Here is a 21915-nt window from a genome sequence, read left to right as displayed (position 1 = left end):
GCCCGTGCCGCCGGTATCGCCCGTTGACGCGCCATCGCTGGCTGCGCCGGGCGAATAACAAGATTTCCATTAGCCACGCCCGCTGACAACGGGCCAACGAAGAACTTGAACCATGGCCACTATCCACGTAGACGGCAAAGCGCTCGAGGTCGATGGCGCAGACAACCTGTTACAGGCCTGTCTGTCGCTGGGCCTCGACATCCCGTATTTCTGCTGGCACCCGGCGCTGGGCAGCGTCGGCGCCTGCCGCCAGTGCGCAGTCAAGCAGTACACCGACGAGAACGACACCCGTGGTCGTATCGTCATGTCGTGCATGACGCCTGCCACCGACAACACCTGGATCTCCATCGAAGACGAAGAATCCAAGGCCTTTCGCGCCAGTGTCGTCGAATGGCTGATGACCAACCACCCGCACGACTGCCCGGTGTGCGAGGAAGGCGGTCACTGCCACCTGCAAGACATGACCGTGATGACCGGTCACAACGAACGCCGCTATCGCTTCAGCAAACGCACCCACCAGAACCAGGAGCTGGGCCCGTTCATCGCGCACGAGATGAACCGCTGCATCGCCTGCTATCGCTGCGTGCGTTTCTACAAGGACTACGCCGGCGGCACCGACCTGGGCGTGTTCGGCGCCCACGACAACGTCTATTTCGGACGGGTCGAAGACGGCACCCTGGAAAGCGAGTTTTCCGGCAACCTCACTGAGGTCTGCCCGACCGGTGTGTTCACCGACAAGACTCACTCCGAGCGCTACAACCGCAAGTGGGACATGCAGTTCGCCCCAAGCATCTGCCACGGCTGCTCCAGTGGCTGCAACATCAGCCCGGGCGAGCGCTACGGTGAGCTGCGCCGTATCGAGAACCGCTACAACGGTTCGGTGAACCACTATTTCCTGTGTGACCGCGGCCGCTTCGGTTATGGCTACGTCAACCGCAAGGATCGCCCACGCCAGCCGCTGCTGGCCGAAGGCAACCGCAAGCTGAGCCTGGACGAGGCGCTGGACAAGGCCGCCGACCTGCTGCGTGGCCGCAACATCGTCGGCATCGGCTCGCCACGTGCCAGCCTGGAAAGCAACTACGCCCTGCTCGAACTGGTGGGTGCCCAGCACTTCTACAGCGGTATCGAAGCCGGCGAGCTTTCGCGCATCCGCCTGGCCTTGCAGGTACTGCGCAGCAGCCCGCTGCCGATCCCGAGCCTGCGCGAGGTCGAAGACCACGACGCGGTGTTCGTGCTCGGTGAAGACCTGACCCAGACCGCGGCGCGCATGGCACTGGCACTGCGGCAATCGGTGAAAGGCAAGGCCGAGGCGATGGCCGAAGCCATGCGCGTGCAGCCATGGCTCGACGCCGCAGTGAAGAACATCGGTCAGCACGAGCTGAACCCGCTGTTCATCGCCAGCCTGACCGACACCAAACTCGACGACGTCGCCGAAGAGTGCGTCCACGCCGCGCCGGAAGATCTGGCGCGCATCGGGTTTGCCGTCGCCCACGCGATCGACCCGAGCGCACCGGCGGTGACCGGTCTGGACAGTGAAGCCCTGGAACTGGCGCAGCGTATCGCCGATGCCCTGGTGGCGGCCAAGCGTCCGCTGATCGTCAGCGGTACGTCGCTGGGTTGCAACGCCCTGATCGAAGCCGCAGGCAATATCGCCAAGGCCTTGAAGGGCCGCGACAAGGCCGGTTCGCTGAGCCTGATCGTCCCGGAAGCCAACAGCATGGGCCTGGCGATGCTCGGCGGCGACTCGGTCGACGACGCACTGCAGGCCGTGATCGATGGCCATGCCGACGCGCTGGTGATCCTCGAAAACGACCTCTACACCCGTGTCGACGCTGCCAAGGTCGACGCTGCGCTGAACGCCGCCAAGGTGGTCATCGTTGCCGACCACCAGCACACCCGCACCGTCGAGCGCGCCCATCTGGTCCTGCCGGCCGCCAGCTTCGCCGAAGGCGATGGCACCCTGGTCAGCCAGGAAGGCCGCGCCCAGCGATTCTTCCAGGTGTTCGACCCGGTCTACCTGGATTCCAGCATCCTGATCCACGAAGGCTGGCGCTGGTTGCACGCGCTGCGCAGCACCTTGCTGAACAAGCCGGTGGACTGGACTCAGCTCGACCACGTGACCGCCGCGGTGGCCAACAGCGCACCGCAACTGGCGCGCATCGTCGATGCCGCACCGTCGGCCTCGTTCCGCATCAAGGGCCTGAAGCTGGCCCGCGAACCGCTGCGCTACAGTGGCCGTACCGCCATGCGCGCCAACATCAGCGTGCACGAGCCGCGGACACCGCAAGATACCGACACGGCGTTCTCGTTCTCCATGGAAGGCTACTCGGGCTCCGTCGAACCGCGTCAGCAGGTGCCGTTCGCCTGGTCGCCGGGCTGGAACTCGCCGCAGGCCTGGAACAAGTTCCAGGACGAAGTGGGTGGCCACCTGCGTGCCGGTGACCCCGGTACGCGCCTGATCGAAAGCCAGGGCGATGGCCTCGGCTGGTTCGCCAGCGTTCCCGGCGCGTTTTCCCCGGCACGCGGCACCTGGCAAGCCGTGCCGCTCTACCACCTGTTCGGCAGCGAGGAGAATTCCTCGCGCGCCGCGCCGGTACAGGAGCGCATTCCCCAGGCCTACGTGGCCCTGGCCAAGTCCGAAGCCGACCGCTTGGGCGTAAACGACGGTGCCCTGCTCAGCCTGACCGTGGCCGGCCAGGCCCTGCGCCTGCCGCTGCGCATCAGCGAAGAACTGGGCGCCGGCCTGGTGGGCTTGCCCGCCGGCCTGGCCGGGATCCCGCCGGCGTTCGCCGGTGCGTCCGTCGAAGGCCTGCAGGAGGCAGCACAATGACCTGGTTCACCCCTGAAGTGATCGACATCATCATCGGTGTGGTCAAGGCCCTGGTCATCATGCTGGCGGTGGTCATCTGCGGCGCGCTGCTCAGCTTCGTCGAGCGTCGCCTGCTGGGCTGGTGGCAGGATCGCTACGGCCCGAACCGGGTCGGTCCGTTCGGCATGTTCCAGATCGCGGCCGACATGTTGAAGATGTTCTTCAAGGAAGACTGGAACCCACCCTTCGTCGACAAGGTGATCTTCACCCTGGCGCCGGTGGTGGCCATGAGCGCCCTGCTGATCGCCTTCGCGATCATCCCGATCACCCCTACCTGGGGCGTGGCCGACCTGAACATCGGCTTGCTGTTCTTCTTCGCTATGGCCGGCCTGTCGGTGTATGCCGTCTTGTTCGCCGGTTGGGCGAGCAACAACAAGTACGCGCTGCTGGGCAGCTTGCGGGCTTCAGCGCAGACCGTGTCGTACGAAGTGTTCATGGGCCTGTCGCTGATGGGCATCGTGATCCAGGCCGGTTCCTTCAACATGCGCGACATCGTCGAGTACCAGGCGCAGAACCTGTGGTTCATCATTCCGCAGTTCTTCGGCTTCTGTACCTTCTTCGTCGCAGGCGTGGCCGTGACGCACCGTCACCCGTTCGACCAGCCCGAGGCCGAGCAGGAATTGGCCGATGGTTACCACATCGAATACGCCGGCATGAAATGGGGCATGTTCTTCGTAGGTGAATACATCGGCATCATCCTGATCTCGGCCCTGCTGGTGACGCTGTTCTTCGGCGGCTGGCACGGTCCGTTCGGGATCCTGCCGCAACTGTCGTTCGTCTGGTTCGCACTGAAAACCGCGTTCTTCATCATGCTGTTCGTCCTGCTGCGCGCTTCCATCCCGCGCCCGCGGTACGACCAGGTAATGGATTTCAGCTGGAAGTTCTGCCTGCCACTGACCCTGATCAACATGCTGGTGACCGCCGCGATCGTGTTGTTGAACACGCCCGCCGGCACGGTTCAGTGAGGAATTGACCCATGTTCAAATATATCGGTGACATCGTAAAAGGAACGGGCACGCAGCTGCGCAGCCTGATCATGGTCTTCGGCCATGGCTTCCGTAAGCGCGACACCCTGCAATACCCCGAGCAAGCCGTGTACCTGCCGCCGCGCTACCGCGGCCGCATCGTGCTGACCCGCGACCCCGACGGCGAAGAGCGCTGCGTGGCCTGCAACCTGTGCGCGGTGGCCTGTCCGGTAGGCTGCATCTCGCTGCAGAAGGCAGAAACCGAGGACGGTCGCTGGTACCCGGACTTCTTCCGGATCAACTTCTCGCGCTGCATCTTCTGCGGCCTGTGCGAAGAAGCCTGCCCGACCACCGCGATCCAGCTTACGCCGGACTTCGAGATGGCCGAGTTCAAGCGCCAGGACCTGGTGTACGAGAAGGAAGACCTGCTGATCTCCGGACCCGGCAAGAACCCCGACTACAACTTCTATCGCGTGGCCGGCATGGCCGTCGCCGGCAAGCCCAAAGGTGCCGCGCAGAACGAAGCCCAGCCGATCAACGTGAAGAGCTTGCTCCCTTAAGGAAGAAAGATGGAATTCGCTTTCTATTTCGCGTCGGGTATCGCGGTGGTGTCCACCCTCAGGGTGATCACCAATACCAACCCCGTGCACGCCCTGCTCTATCTGATCATCTCGTTGATCGCCGTGGCGATGACCTTCTTCGCCCTGGGCGCACCGTTCGCCGGTGTGCTCGAAGTGATCGCCTACGCCGGCGCCATCATGGTGCTGTTCGTCTTCGTGGTGATGATGCTCAACCTGGGCCCGGCCTCGGTGCAGCAGGAACGGGTGTGGCTCAAGCCCGGTATCTGGGCAGGTCCGGTCTTCCTCGGTGCGCTGCTGCTGCTCGAACTGCTGTACGTGCTGTTCGCCAATCCCAGCGCTGCCGGTATCGGTCAGACCACGGTCGACGCCAAGGCCGTCGGCATCAGCCTGTTCGGGCCTTACCTGCTGGTGGTCGAACTGGCGTCGATGCTGCTGCTCGCCGCAGCCGTGACGGCGTTCCACCTCGGCCGCACGGAAAAGGAGTAAACAGATGCCCGCTATCCCTCTAGAGCATGGCCTGGCAGTCGCCGGCATCCTGTTCACCCTCGGTCTGGTCGGCCTGATGGTCCGCCGTAACATTCTTTTCGTGTTGATGAGTCTGGAAATCATGATGAACGCCTCTGCCCTGGCGTTCATCGTGGCCGGCGCGCGCTGGGGTCAGCCCGATGGACAGATCATGTTCATCCTGGTGATCACCCTGGCAGCGGCCGAGGCCTCGATTGGCCTGGCGATCCTGATGCAGCTGTATCGCCGCTTCCACACGCTCGACATCGACGCTGCCAGTGAGATGCGCGGATGAACCTGATCTTTCTGACCTTCGTATTCCCGCTGATCGGCTTTTTGCTGCTGTCGTTCTCCCGCGGGCGCTTCTCGGAAAACCTCTCGGCGCTGATCGGCGTCGGCTCCATCGGCCTGTCGGCGATCGTCGCCGCCTACGTCATCTGGCAGTTCAACGTTGCTCCACCGGAAGGTGGCGTATACACCCAACTGCTGTGGCGCTGGATGTCGGTGGACGGGTTCGAACCCAACTTCACCCTGTACCTGGACGGCCTGTCGATCACCATGCTTGGCGTGGTGGTCGGCGTGGGTTTCCTGATCCACCTGTTCGCCTCCTGGTACATGCGCGGTGAAGAGGGCTACTCGCGCTTCTTCGCCTACACCAACCTGTTCATCGCCAGCATGCTGTTCCTGATCCTGGGCGACAACCTGCTGTTCATCTACTTCGGTTGGGAAGGCGTGGGCCTGTGCTCGTACCTGTTGATCGGTTTCTACTACGGCAACCGCAACAACGGCAACGCAGCGCTCAAGGCGTTCATCGTCACCCGCATCGGTGACGTGTTCATGGCCATCGGCCTGTTCATCCTGTTCCAGCAACTGGGTACCCTGAACATTCAGGAGCTGCTGGTGCGTGCGCCCGAGCACTTCAAGGTCGGCGATTTCTGGATCGTCCTGGCCACGCTGATGCTGCTCGGTGGCGCCGTGGGTAAATCCGCTCAACTGCCCCTGCAGACCTGGCTGGCAGACGCCATGGCCGGTCCTACTCCGGTGTCGGCACTGATCCACGCCGCGACCATGGTCACCGCAGGCGTCTACCTGATCGCCCGGACCCACGGCCTGTTCGCCCTGGCCCCGGACATTCTGCATCTGGTGGGCGTGGTCGGTGGTGTCACCCTGGTACTGGCCGGCTTCGCCGCGCTGGTGCAGACCGACATCAAGCGCATCCTGGCTTATTCGACCATGAGCCAGATCGGCTACATGTTCCTGGCCCTGGGCGTTGGCGCCTGGGACGGCGCGATCTTCCACCTGATGACCCACGCCTTCTTCAAGGCGCTGCTGTTCCTCGCCTCCGGCGCGGTGATCGTCGCCTGCCACCACGAGCAGAACATCTTCAAGATGGGCGGCCTGTGGAAGAAGCTACCGCTGGCCTACGCCAGTTTCATCGTCGGCGGTTCGGCCCTGGCGGCCCTGCCGTTGCTGACGGCCGGCTTCTACTCCAAGGACGAGATCCTCTGGGAAGCCTTCGCCAGCGGCAACAATGGCTTGCTGTACGCCGGTCTGGTGGGTGCGTTCATGACCTCGCTGTACACCTTCCGCCTGATCTTCATCACCTTCCACGGCGAAGCCAAGACCGAGGCCCATGCCGGCCACGGGGTTGCCCACTGGTTGCCGTTGGGCGTGCTGATCGTGCTGTCGACCTTCATCGGTGCCTGGATCCATCCGCCATTGGCCGGTGTGCTGCCGCAGAGCGTCGGCCATGCCGGTGGCGAAGCCAAGCACAGCCTGGAGATCGCGTCGGGCGCCATCGCCCTGGCCGGTATCCTGCTGGCAGCCATGCTGTTCCTCGGCAAGCGCAGCTTCGCCACGTCGGTGGCCAACAGCGGTATCGGCCGGATGCTGTCGGCCTGGTGGTTCGCCGCCTGGGGCTTCGACTGGATCTACGACAAGCTGTTCGTCAAACCTTATCTGCTGATCAGCCACCTGTTGCGCAAGGACCCGGTCGACCAGGTGATTGGCTTGATCCCGCGTACGGCCAAGGGCGGCAACAACGCCATGAGCCGTACCGAGACCGGTCAGTTGCGCTGGTATGCCGCTTCGATCGCCGCGGGCGCCGTGCTGGTGCTCGGCGCTGTCGTGCTGGCGGCGGTCTGATATGAATCCTGTGACTTTGCGAAAGGAAACGAGCCCGTCATGATTTTGCCCTGGCTGATCCTGATCCCCTTCATCGGCGGCCTTCTGTGCTGGGTAGCGGAGCGCAGCAGCGCTACCCTACCCCGCTGGATCGCCTTGCTGACCATGTCCCTGGAACTTGCTCTCGGCCTCTGGCTGTGGGCCCATGGCGACTACACCCTGGCCCCTGCACCCGGTGGCGAACCGGCCTGGGCCTACGAGTTCAAGCTCAACTGGATCCAGCGCTTCGGCATCAGCGTGCACCTGGCACTGGACGGCCTGTCGCTGCTGATGATTCTGCTCACCGGCCTGCTGGGCATGCTCTCGGTGCTGTGTTCGTGGAAAGAGATCCAGCGCCACGTCGGCTTTTTCCACCTCAACCTGATGTGGATCCTGGGCGGCGTGGTCGGTGTGTTCCTGGCACTGGACCTGTTCCTGTTCTTCTTCTTCTGGGAAATGATGCTGGTGCCGATGTACTTCCTCATCGCGCTCTGGGGTCACAGCTCCTCGGACGGCAAGAAGACCCGGATCTATGCCGCGACCAAGTTCTTCATCTTCACTCAGGCCAGCGGCTTGATCATGCTGGTGGCGATCCTGGGCCTGGTGCTATTCAACTACAGCAACACCGGCGTGATGACCTTCAACTACAGCGACCTGCTCAAGGCTCAGTTGCCGGAACATGTCGAATACCTGCTGATGCTGGGCTTCTTCATCGCCTTCGCGGTAAAGCTGCCAGTAGTGCCTTTCCACTCCTGGCTGCCGGATGCCCACGCCCAGGCGCCGACCGCCGGCTCCGTGGACCTGGCCGGTATCCTGCTGAAAACCGCGGCCTACGGCATCCTGCGCTTCGCCTTGCCGCTGTTCCCCAATGCCTCGGCGGAATTCGCACCCATCGCCATGACCCTGGGCCTGATCGGTATTTTCTACGGTGCCTTCCTCGCGTTCGCGCAGACCGACATCAAGCGCCTGATCGCCTTTTCCAGCGTCTCGCACATGGGCTTCGTGCTGATCGGTATCTACTCCGGTACCCAGCAGGCCTTGCAGGGCGCCGTGGTGCAGATGCTGGCCCACGGCCTGTCGGCCGCCGCGCTGTTCATCCTCAGCGGTCAACTGTACGAGCGCCTGCACACCCGTGACATGCGGGAAATGGGCGGCCTGTGGTCACGCATCGCCTACCTGCCGGCGATCAGCCTGTTCTTCGCGGCCGCCTCGCTGGGCCTGCCTGGTACCGGCAACTTCGTCGGCGAGTTCCTGATCCTGCTAGGCAGCTTCACCGTGGCACCGTGGATCACCGCCGTGGCCACCTCCGGCCTGGTGTTCGGCTCGGTGTACTCGCTGATCATGATTCACCGTGCCTACTTCGGCCCTTCCAAGTCGGACGCGGTACTGGCCGGCATGGACAACCGCGAACTGATCATGGTGCTGGGCCTTGCGGGCCTGCTGATTCTGCTTGGCGTCTACCCGCAGCCCTTCCTCGACACTTCCGCCGCCACCATGACCGGTGTGCAGCAGTGGTTCGGCACCGCCTTCACTCAACTCGCTTCGGCCCGGTAAGAGCGCTATGGACCTGACGATTCAACACTTTATTGCGCTTGCGCCGCTGCTGATCACCACGGTCACCGTCGTTGCGGTGATGCTGGCGATCGCCTGGCGGCGCAACCATTCGCAAACCTTCCTGCTCTCCTGCGCGGGGTTGAACCTGGCGCTGCTGTCGATCCTGCCGGTGCTCAAGCTCACGCCCATCACCGTCACGCCGCTGCTGCAGGTGGACAATTTCGCCGCGCTGTACATGGCGCTGATCCTGGTGGCGACGCTGGCCTGCGTGACCCTGGCCCACGCCTACCTGGGCGATGGTTCCTCAGGCTACCCGGGCAACCGCGAAGAGCTTTACCTGCTGATCCTGATGGCGGCCCTGGGTGGGCTGGTACTGGTCTGCGCGCAGCACCTTGCCGGTCTGTTCATCGGCCTGGAGCTGCTGTCGGTGCCGACCTACGGGTTGATCGCCTACGCCTTCTTCAACAAGCGTTCGCTGGAAGGCGGCATCAAGTACATGGTGCTGTCGGCCGCAGGTTCGGCGTTCCTGCTGTTCGGCATGGCGCTGCTGTACGCCGATGCCGGCAGCCTGAGCTTTTCGGGCATCGGCCTGGCGCTGGCCGCCACCGGCGTGCCGAGTGCGCTGGCACAGTTGGGCCTGGCCATGATGCTGGTTGGTCTGGCGTTCAAACTCTCGCTGGTGCCCTTCCACCTGTGGACGCCGGACGTGTACGAAGGCGCCCCTGCACCTGTTGCCGCTTTTCTGGCCACGGCCAGCAAGGTCGCGGTGTTCGCCGTGGTGGTGCGTCTGTTCCAGCTTTCGCCCGTCGCCAGCAGTGGCGTGCTCAGCGATGTGCTGGCGGTGATTGCGGTGGCTTCGATCCTGATCGGCAACCTGCTGGCGGTGACCCAGAGCAACCTCAAGCGCCTGCTGGGTTACTCGTCCATCGCCCACTTCGGTTACCTGTTGATCGCGCTGGTTGCCAGCAAGGGCCTGGCCCTGGAAGCCATCGGTGTCTATCTGGTGACCTACGTGATCACCAGCCTGGGTGCCTTCGGCGTGATCACCCTGATGTCGTCGCCCTACAACGGCCGCGACGCCGACGCGCTGTACGAATACCGCGGCCTGTTCTGGCGCCGTCCGTACCTCACCGCCGTGCTGACCGTGATGATGCTGTCCCTGGCCGGCATTCCGCTGACGGCCGGTTTCATCGGCAAGTTCTACATCATCGCCACGGGCGTCGAATCGCAGCTGTGGTGGCTGACCGGCGCGCTGGTGATTGGTAGCGCCATCGGTGTCTTCTACTACCTGCGGGTGATGGTGACGCTGTACCTGATGGAGAAAAACCTGCGCCGCACCGATGCCCCACTGAAGTGGGAACAGCGCACCGGTGGCGTGATGCTGCTGGCGATCGCGGTACTGGCATTCCTCCTCGGCGTGTACCCGCAACCGCTGCTGGAACTGGTGCAACACGCCGGTTTCCAGTTGGGTTCGGTGGTGGTGAAAGGCTGAAGACTGACTGTATGAAAAAAACCCGCTTCGGCGGGTTTTTTTCTGGGTGTCAGTGGGGGCCTCTTCGCGGGCAGAGAGCTCGCCGCCCGCCCCGCTCCCACAGGTTTTCATTTTGTGGGAGCGGGGGCGGGCGGCGAGCTCTCTGCCCGCGAAGAGGCCCTCAAGCCGAACACTAAACATCCCACCACCGCGGAAACAGACTCTTGACCCGCGCCTCGGCAAAGCGGTCATCGATCAGCACCACCACCCCCCGATCCTCCTGACCACGAATCACCCTACCCGCCGCCTGCACCACCTTGCACAGCCCAGGATAAAGATAGGTGTAGTCATACCCCGCACCGAACAGCGCGTTCATGCGTCCCTTGATCTGCTCGTTCACCGGGTTGAACTGAGCCAACCCCAAGGTCGCGATAAAGGCCCCGATCAAGCGATCGCCCGGCAAATCGATGCCCTCTCCAAACGCCCCACCCAGCACCGCAAAGCCCACGCCCCGGCTGGTGGCGGTGAAACGGGCGAGAAACGCCCGCCGCGCGCTTTCGTCCATCTTGCGTGCCTGAGCCCATTGCTCGATGTCGGGATAACGCTCGGCCAGCAAGGCCTCGACCTGTTGCAGATAGTCGAAGCTGCTGAAAAACGCCAGGTAGTTGCCCGGTCGCGCCTGATACTGCCTGGCGATCAGCTCCACGATAGGCCCCAGCGACGCCTGGCGATGATTGAAGCGCGTGGAAATGTCGTCGACGATGCGCACCTCCAGCTGATCGGCACTGAACGGCGATTGAACATCGATCCAGGCGTGGTCCTTGGGCAGACCGAGCAGGTCGGCGTAATAGCGCCGCGGGCTGAGCGTGGCCGAAAACAGGACGGTGCTGCGGGCCGCAGCGATCCGCGGCCCGAGCAAGGGCGCCGGAACGATGTTGCGCAGGCACAACTGCGACTGCACACGCTTGCCGGGCGCATCGCGGCGGCTGACGTCGAACACATAGTGCTCGTCGAACAGCTCGGCGACGCGGGTGAACTGCAGCGCCTGAAAATAGAAGTCCAGCAACTGCGGATCGATGCCCTGGGGCTGGGCGTTCATCTCGTCGCCAATCAGGCTGATGCAGCGCAACAGCGTGAGGATCAGCTTGTCCGGCAAGCGCGCGTGCGCCTGATACGGCGCGAGTTGATCAGCGTGCAGCGCATTCCATTCGCGATTCAGGCGCTGCAACGGACTCTTGAGTTTGGCGGGCGGCGACACGCGTACGGCTTGCAGCGTGCGCTGGTCGAGGGTGGCGCTGTACATGCCGCGCGCCCGGTCGACCAGATTGTGGGATTCATCGACCAGCACCGCCAGGCGCCATTGACGCTCCTGCGCCAGGCCGAACAACAAGGCATTGAGGTCGAAGTAGTAGTTGTAGTCGCCAATGACGATGTCGGCCCAGCGCGCCAGCTCCTGGCTCAAATAGTACGGACAGATCTGATGCGCCAGGGCCGTCTGGCGCACTTGGGCCTGATCGAGAATCTGCAGGCGTACCGCGTCTTCGCGTGCCGCGGGCAGACGGTCATAGAAACCCTTGGCCAGCGGGCAGGATTCGCCGTGACAGGCTTTGTCCGGGTGCTCGCAGGCCTTGTCCCGCGCGACCATTTCCAGCGTGCGCAGCGGCAGGCCCGGCTGGCGATGCAGCTGCGCCACGGCCTCCAGGGCCAGGGCGCGGCCGGGGCTTTTGGCGCTGAGGAAGAAGATCTTGTCCAGTTGCTGCGGAACCATCGCCTTGAGTAACGGAAACAGGGTCGCCAGGGTCTTGCCGATACCGGTGGTGGCCTGAGCCATGAGGCAGCGCCCGGTGCTGACCGCCTTGTACACGGTCTCCGCCAACTCGCGCTGGCCGACGCGAAAGTCGGCATGGGGGAAGGTCAACGCGCGCAAGGCCGCGTCTCGCTCGGCGTTGCGGGCCAGTTCCTGACGCGCCCAGTTCAGGAAGCGCGAGCAGAGACGTTCGAAATGCGCCTCCAGATCCTGCGCCTGACACTGCTGGCTGAACACCGTCTGCTTGTCGTAGTCGACATCGAAATACACCAGGGCCACATCCATGCGCGTCAGCTGCAACTGCTGGCACATCAGCCAGGCATAGACCTTGGCCTGGGCCCAATGCAGTTGGCGATGGTTGTCGGGCTGCAGATCGAGGTCGCCGCGGTGGGTCTTGATCTCTTCCAGGCGGTTGAGCGCCGGGTCGTAGCCGTCGGCACGGCCGCGCACCAGCAGTTCATGGTACTGACCACTAAGGGTGACTTCGCTCTGGTAGCCGGCATCACGGCCCTGGGTGACCCGGCGGTGGCCGAGCATGCCCTCCTGAGCCGACGGCGAAGGCGTGAAGCGCAGGTCCAGGTCGCCGACCTTGGCCGTGAATTCGCATAAGGCCCGCACGGCCACGGTATAGCTCACGCGGCCTGTCCTGCCCACTCCACGTAGCAGACCTGCACCGGCAACCCATGGCGAGCACAGAACTCCAGCCAGCGCAGCTGGTTGTCCTGCAAGCGATCGCCCGGCCCTTTGACCTCGATCATCAGGTAGCGACCTTCGGCCGGCCAGAACTGGATGAGGTCGGGCATGCCGGTGCGGTTGGCCTTGACGTCTTCCAGGACGCGGTCGAAACAATGCTTGAGGTGCTGCGCCGGAATGCAGCCCAGCGCCAGCTCCAGCAAGGTTTCGTCGAGCATGCCCCAATGAACGAAGGGTGACTGCAGGCCCCGCTTCTCCTGCCAGGTCTGGCGGATGGTGTGCTTGTAGCGGCCGTCGTCCAGCTCACCCAGGCACGCGTCGAACAGCGCGCTGCGGCGCTGACGGAAGTCGGGCTGGTGAAGGTCGGCCGGACCGTTCTGGAACGGGTGGAAAAACGCGCCGGGCAACGGCGCGAAAATCGCCTTCCAGCACAGCAGGCCGAACAGGGCATTGAACAGGGTGTTCTCGACGTAATGCACCGGAGCGTCTTCGCTGTGCAGCGAGGCCGCCACACGGCGCTCGACGCTCAGGCGCTGCTCGCACAGCACAAGCGACAGGTCCAGGCGCGCGACCTTGGCGGCCTGACGCTTGGGTTCGGCAGGCAACCCCAGGTGTCGACGCAGGCGCGGCAACATCCGTGGCAATTGCTGCGCCTCGGCGGGATTCAGCGGCGCCAGGGTGGCCTGCTCGGCCAGCGCCAGCGCTTCGGCGAAGTCGCCGCACAGTTCGAGCACCCGAATGATCCGCGCCCGGGCCTGGGCAAACTCGCAGCTGCGGTATACCACCAAGGCTTGCTTCAGGTCCTGCTGGCGCTCGCAGGCATACCCCAGCCGGAACAACAGCTTCTGGCGACGGCTCTGCAACCACGATTTGTCGGTGGTCACCGCCAGCAACTGCCGGTGAATCTCTTTACACGGCAAACCGGCTTCGATGGCTTCGCTGCAGGCATGCAGGGCCAACCCTGCCGCCACATCGTCACGATGGGTCAGGCCCCGAGACTCGGGCGCCAGTTGCACAGACTCGTAACGGTAGACGCCCAGGTCGGCCAGCACGAACTCGGTCCAGCCCTGATGGAGGTTGCCGAAGAAGAGCAACCGCAGCCGATCGCAGAGCGCCTGCACGGTCAGGCAGTACAAGGTATCGGCCAACGTCGGACACCAGGCGGCGAAAGGCTGCGCCGGCCATTGCTGTTCGGCGAGGGCCAGCAGCAGTTGCGGCTTGGGCAACGACGGCTTGGCAAGATGGGCCGAAAAACAGGCGACGATTTCCGGCTTGAGCAACACCTCGCCCACCTGCTCCAGGGTCAAGGGTGCCTGATCCATCAGATAACCACTGGCCAGCAACGGCTCGGCGGCCTGCTTCGGGCAACCGATCTCGGCGTAGTCGAGGCGACTGGCGCGAAACATTTCGCCCTTGCGCATGATCATGCGCACCAGCAGCGCCTGTGACGGCTGCGGCAGCGTCTCGAAACACTGGATGAAACCCAGCTCCTCGGCGTCCAGCACGTCCAGGTAGCGTTGTTCGAGCCACGCCAGTACGCGACGGAAATTGGCCAGGTAGTAGAAAGGGTCTTCAAGCGGTGCAAATGCCACGTTGTCGCCAAACCAGAGTCGTAAAAGCCACTGGTTATACATACAGAAAAAGGCCAAGGCAATCGGAAATGGACCGATGGTGCCCTACACCGCGTGAGCTTCCAAGGCCAGTTCGAGTGCCTTGGCACAGCGCTCCCATTGCGTCATCGAGTGTCCGCAACCATTGAGGCGCAGGTGCTGATGGCAATGGCCCTGCAGGCTGAAAACATCCCCGGGGGCGATCAGCAACCGCTGTCTGCGCAGGTCTTCGAAGACGTTGCGCATGTCGACCGGGTAGCGCGAGCGCGCCCATATGCATGCCCCGCCTTCGGTCTTTGCCAATTGCAACCGCTCGTCCAGATGCTTGCGCAGGATTGCGGTGAAGGCCACGACCTGGTCGCGTAGCGATTCGCGCTGCGGGCTCAGACAGTCATCGTAGCCGCCGCCGCTGATGAATCGCGCCAGCACTTTCTGTCGCAGCGGCGGCGCCACCGTCGCGCGTTGCAGGCAGTACTGTTGCAAGCGGCCCTGCCAATGTCGCGACAGCAGGTAGGCGAAAGGTGCCTCGGCGCCTAAAAGATGCTGTAGCGACCCGAAGATCAGCAGACGTTGCGGTGACACCAGTTCACGAAAGCGCAACGCTGCCTCGAAACACAGGTCGCCCTCGGTATCGTCCTCCGCCACCCACACCCCGTGCCGTTCCAACAAGCTGGCAATGGCGCGCTTGTCGGCGTCATCGATGGCGGTACCGTGAGGTGCATGAAAAGACGCGCCGAGCACCATCAGGCGGACTTGCCGGCCCACAAGCACCTCCTGCAACCGCTGCATCGGCACCCTGCCCTGCGCATCGAGCGCCAGCTCCACCACTCGCGCACCCGCCTGCTGCAAGGTCCGCAGAATGCGCCAGGCGCACGGCACCAGCACAACGACCACGGCACCTTGCAGTTGCATCGCCGTCCAGGTCATGTGCAACACGCTCAGCAGATCGCTGCCGATGTAGACATCGTCGGCGCACCAGTGGTGCTCGAGGCAACGGGTATAGCGGGCCGCCAGGGCGTGGCGCAACTCCAGCTCGCCACAGGGCTGCACGGTACTGCCCAGCCCAGCGGGATAACGCCTGGCCAGCTCGATTTCGAAGCGCAGCACGGTTTTCAATGCGTCGGCTCTGGGCGCGGGTGCGGCTCGACTGAACACCTCCATGTTGGACTGGCAGGCACCTGCCAGGACGCGCTGGAGCAGATCGGGACTGGCCAGCGCCGGCCCGAACACCGCGGAGCCACGGGCGTAATAGCCCGACTTGGCCACCGGTTCGATGCGCCCTTCGGCCTCGAGCAACCCATAGGCGGCCTGCACTGTAGAAACGGAAACATCCAGCGTACGCCCCAATACCCGCAAGGACGGCAACTTGATGCGCGCCCCAGGCTCGATCCCGTCGATCAGGCGCAGCAGATAGCGGTAGACACCTTGGTAAGCGAACGCGCCGGCCTTGTCCTTGGCAGCGCCGTTCATGACAACCTGGGCCTCTGGTAGAGGCGCTGCAGCGTCGCCAGTGGCAGGCCGCTGACCGACTCCAGCCACTGCACGACCTGCGCAGGCACCTTGGACCCACGCAACCCCTGATGCAGATAAGGCATAGTCACTTGCATGCCGGGATGGCACACCGCCAGGAATGCCTCCAGACGTGCCCCGCGGTCATTGAACGGAGCGTATACGGCGCAGCTCACCTGGGCCGAGTCCATTCCATACCAGGTGCACAGACGAGCTTGCATCTGTTCTGCAGCGTCGCGTGGCAGCGCTCGGGATGAAAGGTGCACCAACTCTGCCGGACCCGGCACCACACGTGCGATGGAATCGCGAAACGCATCCAGCCCCTGCTCGAAGCTGCCAACGTGCAACTGTTGGTTGCGCAGCCCCCCCAGGTAAGCCAACCACACGATTAGCGGGTAGCGGGTTTCCCGTTGATCGAACAGCGCCTGCACTGGCTGGCAGCCCAGAAAGTGGCACAGCGCTTCGTCTCCAGCCACCAGCTCGCCGAGCAGGTCATGTGCACCCAGCAAATGCACACCGGCGGGCAGATCTATCCGTTGTCCGCGGGGCATGGCCTCAACGCCAGCATCGACGAGCTGCAGGCAATCGCTCGCTTGCAAATGATGACGCGAGACGCGCGCCCCACCCGCGCGGCGCCTTTCGCGCAGAGCCCACGCGACGAAGCGCTGGCGTTGCAACAGGGGTTGATCGAGCACGATGGCGTCGGCCGACGCCCGATAGCCCAGCAAGCGCTGGTAGATCCTAGCCATCGCGCGATACCCATGCTGCTGAAATGCTGCTGGCACCAAGGTGTCGAGTTCATGGGCAACGCCCAGCATTTCCGTGCGCAGGTTCAGGCGCCGTTGGTTGACGCTGGCATGACGGTATTCATAGGGCTGCAGCGTTTCGTTATCGAAGGCCAACAGTTCGACTCGTGGATCATCGTGCAGAAACAACGCGTTGCAGACCCTCTGTACATTGCTGTTGCGAGCATCGTCGAGCAAGGCCTGACTGCCGACCGCGGCGCGGATGAAAAAGGTCGGTTGGTTTCGCGCAGCCAAGGTCAGTTGCGCGGCTCGCAACAACGCCAGGTTGCAGTTGCCAGCGGTACTGCCGCAGAGCCGGTAGACGATTCGATAGCTGCCCAGACGCTGCGCCCCTCCGGCGGCCGTCATCAGCCGCTGGATCAATGGCTGAACCGCCATGCGCCGGGCGGGCGAAAAGGACCCCAGCAAACGTGACAGCACCTGCTGGTAAACATGATTCATGGCTTGCTGGTGCATTGCGCTCATGGGTGGTTTCCGAGTTCTGGCCAGGAACCCGCCGGAAGACTGCCACGCTTCGAACCGCGCTTGCCAAGCCCCGGAGACGGGCATAGAGCGCGCATTATGAAGAGCCGTCCTTCGATTAAAAGATACAGAAAGTCGGCAAAAGGCAGTGCAGATCAGCAGGGCACGGCAAGGCCGCACAAGCCTCATGAGGCGCTTGTACCGGCGTCGAGCGCAATCGGATGGATCTGAAAAAAGGAAGCGAAAGGTCTTACAAACCAGCGTGAATCAGAGGAAAAACACCAGGAAAACACGGCGCCCCAGGCAGGACGCCGCTTCGACAGGTTACAGCTGCAACGCGATGCGCCCGCCGCAAGGGCATTCGTCCATGGCCTTGTGCGCCTCGACGAACTCATCGAACGGATACACCTTGGCAACCTGCGGTACCAGTACCCGATCAGCCGTCATCTGGTTGATATCACGCAACGCGCGCTGCAACGCCTCGGCATCCTGGATGATGCCCAGTTCCGGCTTGCCGAGGAAGTTACCCAAGCAATGCACATGGAACTGGATGTTCTTCTGGAACGCGGCACAGGCCGGGAACGGCGTCTGGTTGCCGCCCTGCAGGCCATACAGGATCAGGCTGCCACGGGGCGCCAATACGTCACCCAGGACCGACATCTGCGGCCCGCCCAGGCCATCCAGCACCATGTCCACTCCGCGATTACCGGTGAACTTGTCGATCTGCATGAGCAGATCCTGTTCCTCGGTCACCACCACTTTCTCGGCGCCCAGCGACAGCAGATAGTCGCGCTCGGCGGGATTGCGCGTGGCCGCCACCACCTTCAAGCCCAGCGCCTTGCCCAACTGCACGAACGAAGGTCCGGCACAGTGGCTGGCATCGGTCACCAGGGCGGTCTGCCCAGGTTTGGCACGTGCCAGTTCGACGTAGGCGAAGTAGGCGATCAGCAACGGCGTGTAATGCACGGCCGCCTGGATCGGCGAAAGAATCTCGGGGTAGCGCGTCAGGGCCGTGGCCGGCAGCAGGATCGCCTCGCCATAGACCGGGTATTCGTTGGGGCTCTGCGCCGGAAAGCTGGCAACCTTGTCGCCGACCGCGAAACCTTCGACACCCTCGCCCACCGCGGTCACCACGCCCGCCATTTCCTGACCGAGGCCCGCCGGCAGGCGTGCTTGCGACGGCGCCAAATTCTGCCGCCAGAGCACGTCATACCAGCTGATACCGATCGCCTCGACACGGACCTGAACTTCGCCCGGAGCGGGCGATGCCACTGCGTGCTCTTCGCACGTCAAGACTTGCGCCGGGCCAAATTTATGAAAACGGATCGTGCGGGACATCGCAAACCTCGCCTTGTAAACCTTTAATGCCCTGAACTTTATCTGGGCATTCGCGCATAAGCTATCAGCGCCTGTTAATAGTCGACATGCTCGCCATCGATTCGACCCGGCAGCCGCTCTGCGGCGCGGACATGAGGATGGCCCAAACCGAAATTTTCCGGTGCAGGGTAGCAGCCTTTGCCCTTAATATTCACGCCTGCACCTCTTCTTCATGTTCCAGCGGGCCTATAGATGAACCGTAACGACCTGCGTCGCGTCGACCTGAACCTGTTGATCGTGTTCGAAACCCTGATGCATGAACGCAGTGTCACCCGCGCTGCCGAAAAGCTCTTTCTCGGCCAGCCGGCCATCAGCGCCGCGCTGTCACGCCTGCGCGGATTGTTCGACGACCCCCTGTTCGTGCGCACCGGACGCAGCATGGAACCCTCGGCGCGGGCCATGGAGATCTTCGCCCTGCTTTCGCCGGCGCTGGACTCCATCTCCACGGCCGTCAGCCGCGCCGCCGAGTTCGACCCGGCCACCAGCACGGCGGTGTTCCGCATCGGCCTGTCCGACGACGTCGAGTTCGCCCTGCTGCCCATGCTGCTCAAGCGCATCCGCGCCGAAGCACCGGGCATCGTGCTGGTGATCCGCCGCGCCAACTACATCCTCATGCCGGCCCTGCTCGCCTCCGGGGAAATCTCCATCGGCGTCAGCTACACCGACGACCTGCCGGCCAACGCCAAACGCAAGGTGCTGCGACGCAACCGCCCCATGCTGCTGCGCGCCGACACCAAGCCGGGCAACCTGACCCTCGACGAGTTCTGCGCCCGCCCCCACGCGCTGGTGTCGTTCGCCGGCGACCTGAGCGGCTTCATCGACGAAGAACTGAAGAAACACGGCCGCACCCGCCACGTGGTGCTCGCCGTCCCGCAATTCAACGGCCTGAGCACCCTGCTCGCCGGCACCGACATCGTCGCCACCGTGCCTGACTACACCGCCGATTCTCTTACCGCCGCCGGCGGCGTGCGCGCAGAGCCGCTGCCGCTGGACACGCCTTCGTTCGAGCTGCATCTGGCATGGCGGGGGTCGCAGGATAATGATCCGGGGGAGCGGTGGTTGAGGTCGCGGATTCAGATGTTTTTTGGGGATCCGGATAGCCTATAAGCATCGTAAAGCAAACCTTCGAGCTGACCTCACTGGCTTCCAATAGCCCACAAAGATCCATTCACACCGGTGACTTGCTGCATCAACTCGGTTTGACGGCACCAAATCAGAGATGCACCGCCGGCTTAGGCTGTCCAACCCCACGACCAGAAGAAACCTGCACCCTCACCGCAATCAACAGCGCCGCCAGCAGCATCAGCACACCCGCCGCAACGAACACACCCGCGCTGCCACCAAGGCTGAACATCGCTCCCCCGGCAGCGGCACCGGTGGCGATGGCGGACTGCACCGATGCCACCACCATGCCTCCCGCACTTTCCGCCTGGTCGGGCACCGCGCTGGCCACCCAGTTCGACCACGCCACCGGTACGCCGCCGAAGGCCAGGCCCCAGATCGCCACCAATAGTGCCTGCCCCGGCACCGAGGCCGGCAACAGCACCAATCCCAGTGCTGCAACGCCGACCAGCGCGGGCATCAATACGAGCGTGGCCAGCGGATGGCGCTCCAGCAGCTTCCCGGCCAACAGTGTGCCGGCGAAGTTCGCCACACCAAACCCCAGCAGCATCAGCGACAGCCCTTGCGCACCGATGCCGGTGGTCCCTTCAAGGAAGGGCCGGACATAGGTGAACATGGCAAAGTGGCCGCTGTGCACCAGCACGCAACCGAACATTCCCATGGCGATGCCCGGACGCAGCAGCACCTCGAGTACGGTACGCAGACGTGCCGGTCGACGTGGCGCAAGCCGCGGCAAAGTGAACGACTGGAACGCCAGGGTCACCATGCCGACCGCCGCCGCGGCAAAGAACGCGCTGCGCCAGCCATACAAGCCGCCCAGATAGCTGCCCATCGGCACGGCCACCACCGTACCGATGGCAATGCCGCTGAAAATGATCGACAGCGCCCGGGGCAACAACGCGCTCGGCACCAGGCGCATCGCGACCGCCGCCGCCATGCTCCAGAATCCGCCAAGGGCGATACCCAGCAGGATGCGCATCAACAGCAGCACGGCGAAGCTGGAGGACACGGCAACCAGCAGATTAGAGGCGACCATCAGCGTGGAGAAACCCAGCAACACCCAACGTCGGTCGATGCTGCGGGTCAGGCCTGGCACCAGTAAACCGGCGAACAGCGCCACCACGGCGGTCACGGTTACCGCTTGGCCGGCCAGCGCTTCGGAAACGCCCAGGTCAGTCGCCATCAGCGTGAGCAGACTGGCCGGCAGGTACTCCGCAGTCAATAAACCGAAGACGCCCATTGCCAGTGAGAAGACGGCCATCCACGCGGGGGTCGCGGGCGCCTCGTTCGCGCTGTCGCCAGCATGAGGTTCGGGTGGGGCATTGCATACACAGTCGGTCATTACTCGGATCTCCCAATTTTCATTGCGAGCCGCAGTCTAGGCGCCGAAGACTGGATGATCTATGATCCAAAAACCTTCATTTTTGACCAAAGCACCTGAACCATGTCGGTAGAACAGTTCGCTCTGTCCTCGGATCTCATCAACGAGTTGTTGCAGGGCATGCGTCTGCGTGGGGTCGACTACCGGCGTATCAACGCAGGTCCACGCTTCGGTCTGGGTTTCGCGGCAAAACCGGGGCACGCCTGGTTTCACTTCGTGGCCGTCGGGACTGCAGTGCTGCATATGGAGGATGGCACCACCTATGAGCTGTCTGCCGGCAACGCTGTGTTCATCTGTCATGGTGCGGGTCATGAGCTGCTTTCCCACCTTGGCGAGCCGGTTCAGGACATTGACCGTTTAAATGGAGCCGCCCTCGGGGATACCGTCAGCGCCGTGGATATCGGGACCGATGCCAGCCCCATGCCCAGTACCCTTCTGTTCAGTGGGTGTATGGAGTTCGAGCTAGGCAGTATCCATGGTCTCGGCCAGCTGATGCCGGGTCTGATGCTGATCGATGCCGGTGGCCAGCGCTATCCCGGGCTGGTGCCTATCCTGACGACCATGGAGCGCGAGGTCAGCGCTGCACGCGTCGGCTTCGCCGGTATTCTTGCGCGGCTGGCCGATGTGGTGGCTGCGATGATCGTTCGCGGCTGGGTGGAGTGCGCCTGCGGGAACGCTTCTGGCCTCGTCGCCGCCTTGCGCGATCCACGCCTGGCTGGCGCACTGCTTGCGCTGCATCAACAACCGGGCCGCGACTGGACGGTTGCGCAACTGGCAGAGCACTGCCATATCTCACGTTCAGTGTTCGCAGACCGCTTTCAAGTGACGATCGGCATGTCCCCGCTGCGCTATGTCACCGAACTGCGAATGCGGCTCGCGACCCAGTGGCTGACACTGGAACGGCTGCCGATCGAAGAAGTGGCGCAGCGTCTGGGCTATACCTCACAGGCCGCCTTCAGCCGTGCATTCAAGCGCATCACGGGCAAGACACCGGGTTTGAGCCGCAAGGCGAGGCAGCCTGCCGTTCCTTAGAATCCATAC

General features: G+C 63.5%; 16 protein-coding genes. 10 read left to right on the top strand and 6 right to left on the bottom strand.

The features are described from left to right. The first annotated feature begins 112 nt into the window (after window positions 1–112). The 8 genes from nuoG to nuoN are packed head-to-tail and all read left to right on the top strand — an operon-like array spanning window position 113 to window position 10128. Entirely contained in the window at window positions 113–2830 is a 2718-nt protein-coding gene (gene nuoG, locus AC788_RS07820) for an NADH-quinone oxidoreductase subunit NuoG (RefSeq protein ID WP_049860091.1), read from the top strand. Then, window positions 2827–3834 carry an NADH-quinone oxidoreductase subunit NuoH gene (nuoH, locus tag AC788_RS07815; RefSeq protein WP_043190106.1) on the top strand — a complete coding sequence of 336 codons (1008 nt, stop codon included), beginning with the start codon at window positions 2827–2829 and terminating at the stop codon, window positions 3832–3834. The genes nuoG and nuoH overlap by 4 nt, the downstream gene beginning before the upstream one ends. Before the next feature lie 11 nt (window positions 3835–3845). Further along, complete coding sequence (nuoI, locus tag AC788_RS07810; RefSeq protein WP_043190109.1) at window positions 3846–4394, top strand: NADH-quinone oxidoreductase subunit NuoI; 549 nt, start codon at window positions 3846–3848, stop codon at window positions 4392–4394. A gap of 9 nt (window positions 4395–4403) precedes the next feature. Continuing rightward, the gene (gene nuoJ / locus AC788_RS07805) at window positions 4404–4901 is read left to right on the top strand and encodes an NADH-quinone oxidoreductase subunit J (protein ID WP_049860090.1); all 498 of its coding nucleotides are present in this window, start codon (window positions 4404–4406) and stop codon (window positions 4899–4901) included. Between the two features lie 4 nt (window positions 4902–4905). After that, window positions 4906–5214, top strand: coding sequence for an NADH-quinone oxidoreductase subunit NuoK (gene nuoK / locus AC788_RS07800; protein ID WP_043190115.1), 309 nt, complete (start codon window positions 4906–4908; stop codon window positions 5212–5214). Next, window positions 5211–7064: an NADH-quinone oxidoreductase subunit L gene (gene nuoL, locus AC788_RS07795; protein ID WP_049860089.1), complete on the top strand. Its 1854-nt coding sequence runs from the start codon at window positions 5211–5213 to the stop codon at window positions 7062–7064. Before nuoK ends, nuoL begins: the two co-directional genes overlap by 4 nt. A gap of 39 nt (window positions 7065–7103) precedes the next feature. Then, a complete protein-coding gene (gene nuoM / locus AC788_RS07790; protein ID WP_049860088.1) occupies window positions 7104–8636 on the top strand; it encodes an NADH-quinone oxidoreductase subunit M in 1533 nt (510 codons plus the stop codon). A 7-nt stretch (window positions 8637–8643) separates the two neighbouring features. Beyond that, window positions 8644–10128: an NADH-quinone oxidoreductase subunit NuoN gene (gene nuoN / locus AC788_RS07785; protein WP_049860087.1), complete on the top strand. Its 1485-nt coding sequence runs from the start codon at window positions 8644–8646 to the stop codon at window positions 10126–10128. A gap of 172 nt (window positions 10129–10300) precedes the next feature. Here the strand turns inward: nuoN and AC788_RS07780 are convergent, their stop codons facing one another. From AC788_RS07780 to AC788_RS07760, 5 genes are all read right to left on the bottom strand, one after another. Then, entirely contained in the window at window positions 10301–12550 is a 2250-nt protein-coding gene (locus AC788_RS07780; protein WP_049860086.1) for an ATP-dependent DNA helicase, read from the bottom strand. Further along, the gene (locus AC788_RS07775) at window positions 12547–14241 is read right to left on the bottom strand and encodes a VRR-NUC domain-containing protein (RefSeq protein WP_049860085.1); all 1695 of its coding nucleotides are present in this window, start codon (window positions 14239–14241) and stop codon (window positions 12547–12549) included. The genes AC788_RS07780 and AC788_RS07775 overlap by 4 nt, the downstream gene beginning before the upstream one ends. Window positions 14242–14283: 42 nt before the next feature. Then, the gene (locus AC788_RS07770) at window positions 14284–15687 is read right to left on the bottom strand and encodes an aminotransferase class I/II-fold pyridoxal phosphate-dependent enzyme (protein WP_049860084.1); all 1404 of its coding nucleotides are present in this window, start codon (window positions 15685–15687) and stop codon (window positions 14284–14286) included. Further along, a complete protein-coding gene (locus AC788_RS07765; protein ID WP_152965724.1) occupies window positions 15684–16997 on the bottom strand; it encodes a hypothetical protein in 1314 nt (437 codons plus the stop codon). Before AC788_RS07765 ends, AC788_RS07770 begins: the two co-directional genes overlap by 4 nt. 321 nt (window positions 16998–17318) lie before the next feature. Beyond that, the gene (locus AC788_RS07760; protein WP_049860082.1) at window positions 17319–18332 is read right to left on the bottom strand and encodes a zinc-dependent alcohol dehydrogenase family protein; all 1014 of its coding nucleotides are present in this window, start codon (window positions 18330–18332) and stop codon (window positions 17319–17321) included. Between the two features lie 231 nt (window positions 18333–18563). On the opposite strand from AC788_RS07760, the gene AC788_RS07755 reads away from it, so the two are divergent. Beyond that, on the top strand, window positions 18564–19478 hold the full coding sequence (locus tag AC788_RS07755) for a LysR substrate-binding domain-containing protein (RefSeq protein ID WP_049860081.1): 915 nt from the start codon (window positions 18564–18566) through the stop codon (window positions 19476–19478). Between the two features lie 106 nt (window positions 19479–19584). Here the strand turns inward: AC788_RS07755 and AC788_RS07750 are convergent, their stop codons facing one another. Continuing rightward, window positions 19585–20835 carry an MFS transporter gene (locus AC788_RS07750; protein WP_049860080.1) on the bottom strand — a complete coding sequence of 417 codons (1251 nt, stop codon included), beginning with the start codon at window positions 20833–20835 and terminating at the stop codon, window positions 19585–19587. 102 nt (window positions 20836–20937) lie between these two features. On the opposite strand from AC788_RS07750, the gene AC788_RS07745 reads away from it, so the two are divergent. Beyond that, entirely contained in the window at window positions 20938–21906 is a 969-nt protein-coding gene (locus AC788_RS07745; protein WP_049860079.1) for an AraC family transcriptional regulator, read from the top strand. Window positions 21907–21915 lie beyond the last annotated feature (9 nt).

Source organism: Pseudomonas sp. RIT-PI-a (assembly GCF_001187875.1).
In the GTDB taxonomy this organism is placed as follows: Bacteria; Pseudomonadota; Gammaproteobacteria; order Pseudomonadales; family Pseudomonadaceae; genus Aquipseudomonas; species Aquipseudomonas coleopterorum.
The sequence above is the reverse complement of the archived record's forward strand: the minus strand, read 5'-3'. Positions and strand labels throughout refer to the sequence as shown.

What these genes read in the sequence shown, in the direction of transcription:
- nuoI (WP_043190109.1), top strand. Translation starts at nt 3,846, where the DNA reads ATGTTCAAATATATCGGTGACATCGTAAAAGGAACGGGCACGCAGCTG.
- AC788_RS07765 (WP_152965724.1), bottom strand. Translation starts at nt 16,997, where the DNA reads ATGAGCGCAATGCACCAGCAAGCCATGAATCATGTTTACCAGCAGGTG.
- nuoM (WP_049860088.1), top strand. Translation starts at nt 7,104, where the DNA reads ATGATTTTGCCCTGGCTGATCCTGATCCCCTTCATCGGCGGCCTTCTG.
- nuoG (WP_049860091.1), top strand. Translation starts at nt 113, where the DNA reads ATGGCCACTATCCACGTAGACGGCAAAGCGCTCGAGGTCGATGGCGCA.
- nuoN (WP_049860087.1), top strand. Translation starts at nt 8,644, where the DNA reads ATGGACCTGACGATTCAACACTTTATTGCGCTTGCGCCGCTGCTGATC.
- AC788_RS07770 (WP_049860084.1), bottom strand. Translation starts at nt 15,687, where the DNA reads ATGAACGGCGCTGCCAAGGACAAGGCCGGCGCGTTCGCTTACCAAGGT.
- AC788_RS07775 (WP_049860085.1), bottom strand. Translation starts at nt 14,241, where the DNA reads ATGTATAACCAGTGGCTTTTACGACTCTGGTTTGGCGACAACGTGGCA.
- nuoL (WP_049860089.1), top strand. Translation starts at nt 5,211, where the DNA reads ATGAACCTGATCTTTCTGACCTTCGTATTCCCGCTGATCGGCTTTTTG.
- AC788_RS07745 (WP_049860079.1), top strand. Translation starts at nt 20,938, where the DNA reads ATGTCGGTAGAACAGTTCGCTCTGTCCTCGGATCTCATCAACGAGTTG.
- AC788_RS07760 (WP_049860082.1), bottom strand. Translation starts at nt 18,332, where the DNA reads ATGTCCCGCACGATCCGTTTTCATAAATTTGGCCCGGCGCAAGTCTTG.
- nuoJ (WP_049860090.1), top strand. Translation starts at nt 4,404, where the DNA reads ATGGAATTCGCTTTCTATTTCGCGTCGGGTATCGCGGTGGTGTCCACC.
- nuoK (WP_043190115.1), top strand. Translation starts at nt 4,906, where the DNA reads ATGCCCGCTATCCCTCTAGAGCATGGCCTGGCAGTCGCCGGCATCCTG.
- AC788_RS07750 (WP_049860080.1), bottom strand. Translation starts at nt 20,835, where the DNA reads ATGACCGACTGTGTATGCAATGCCCCACCCGAACCTCATGCTGGCGAC.
- AC788_RS07755 (WP_049860081.1), top strand. Translation starts at nt 18,564, where the DNA reads ATGAACCGTAACGACCTGCGTCGCGTCGACCTGAACCTGTTGATCGTG.
- nuoH (WP_043190106.1), top strand. Translation starts at nt 2,827, where the DNA reads ATGACCTGGTTCACCCCTGAAGTGATCGACATCATCATCGGTGTGGTC.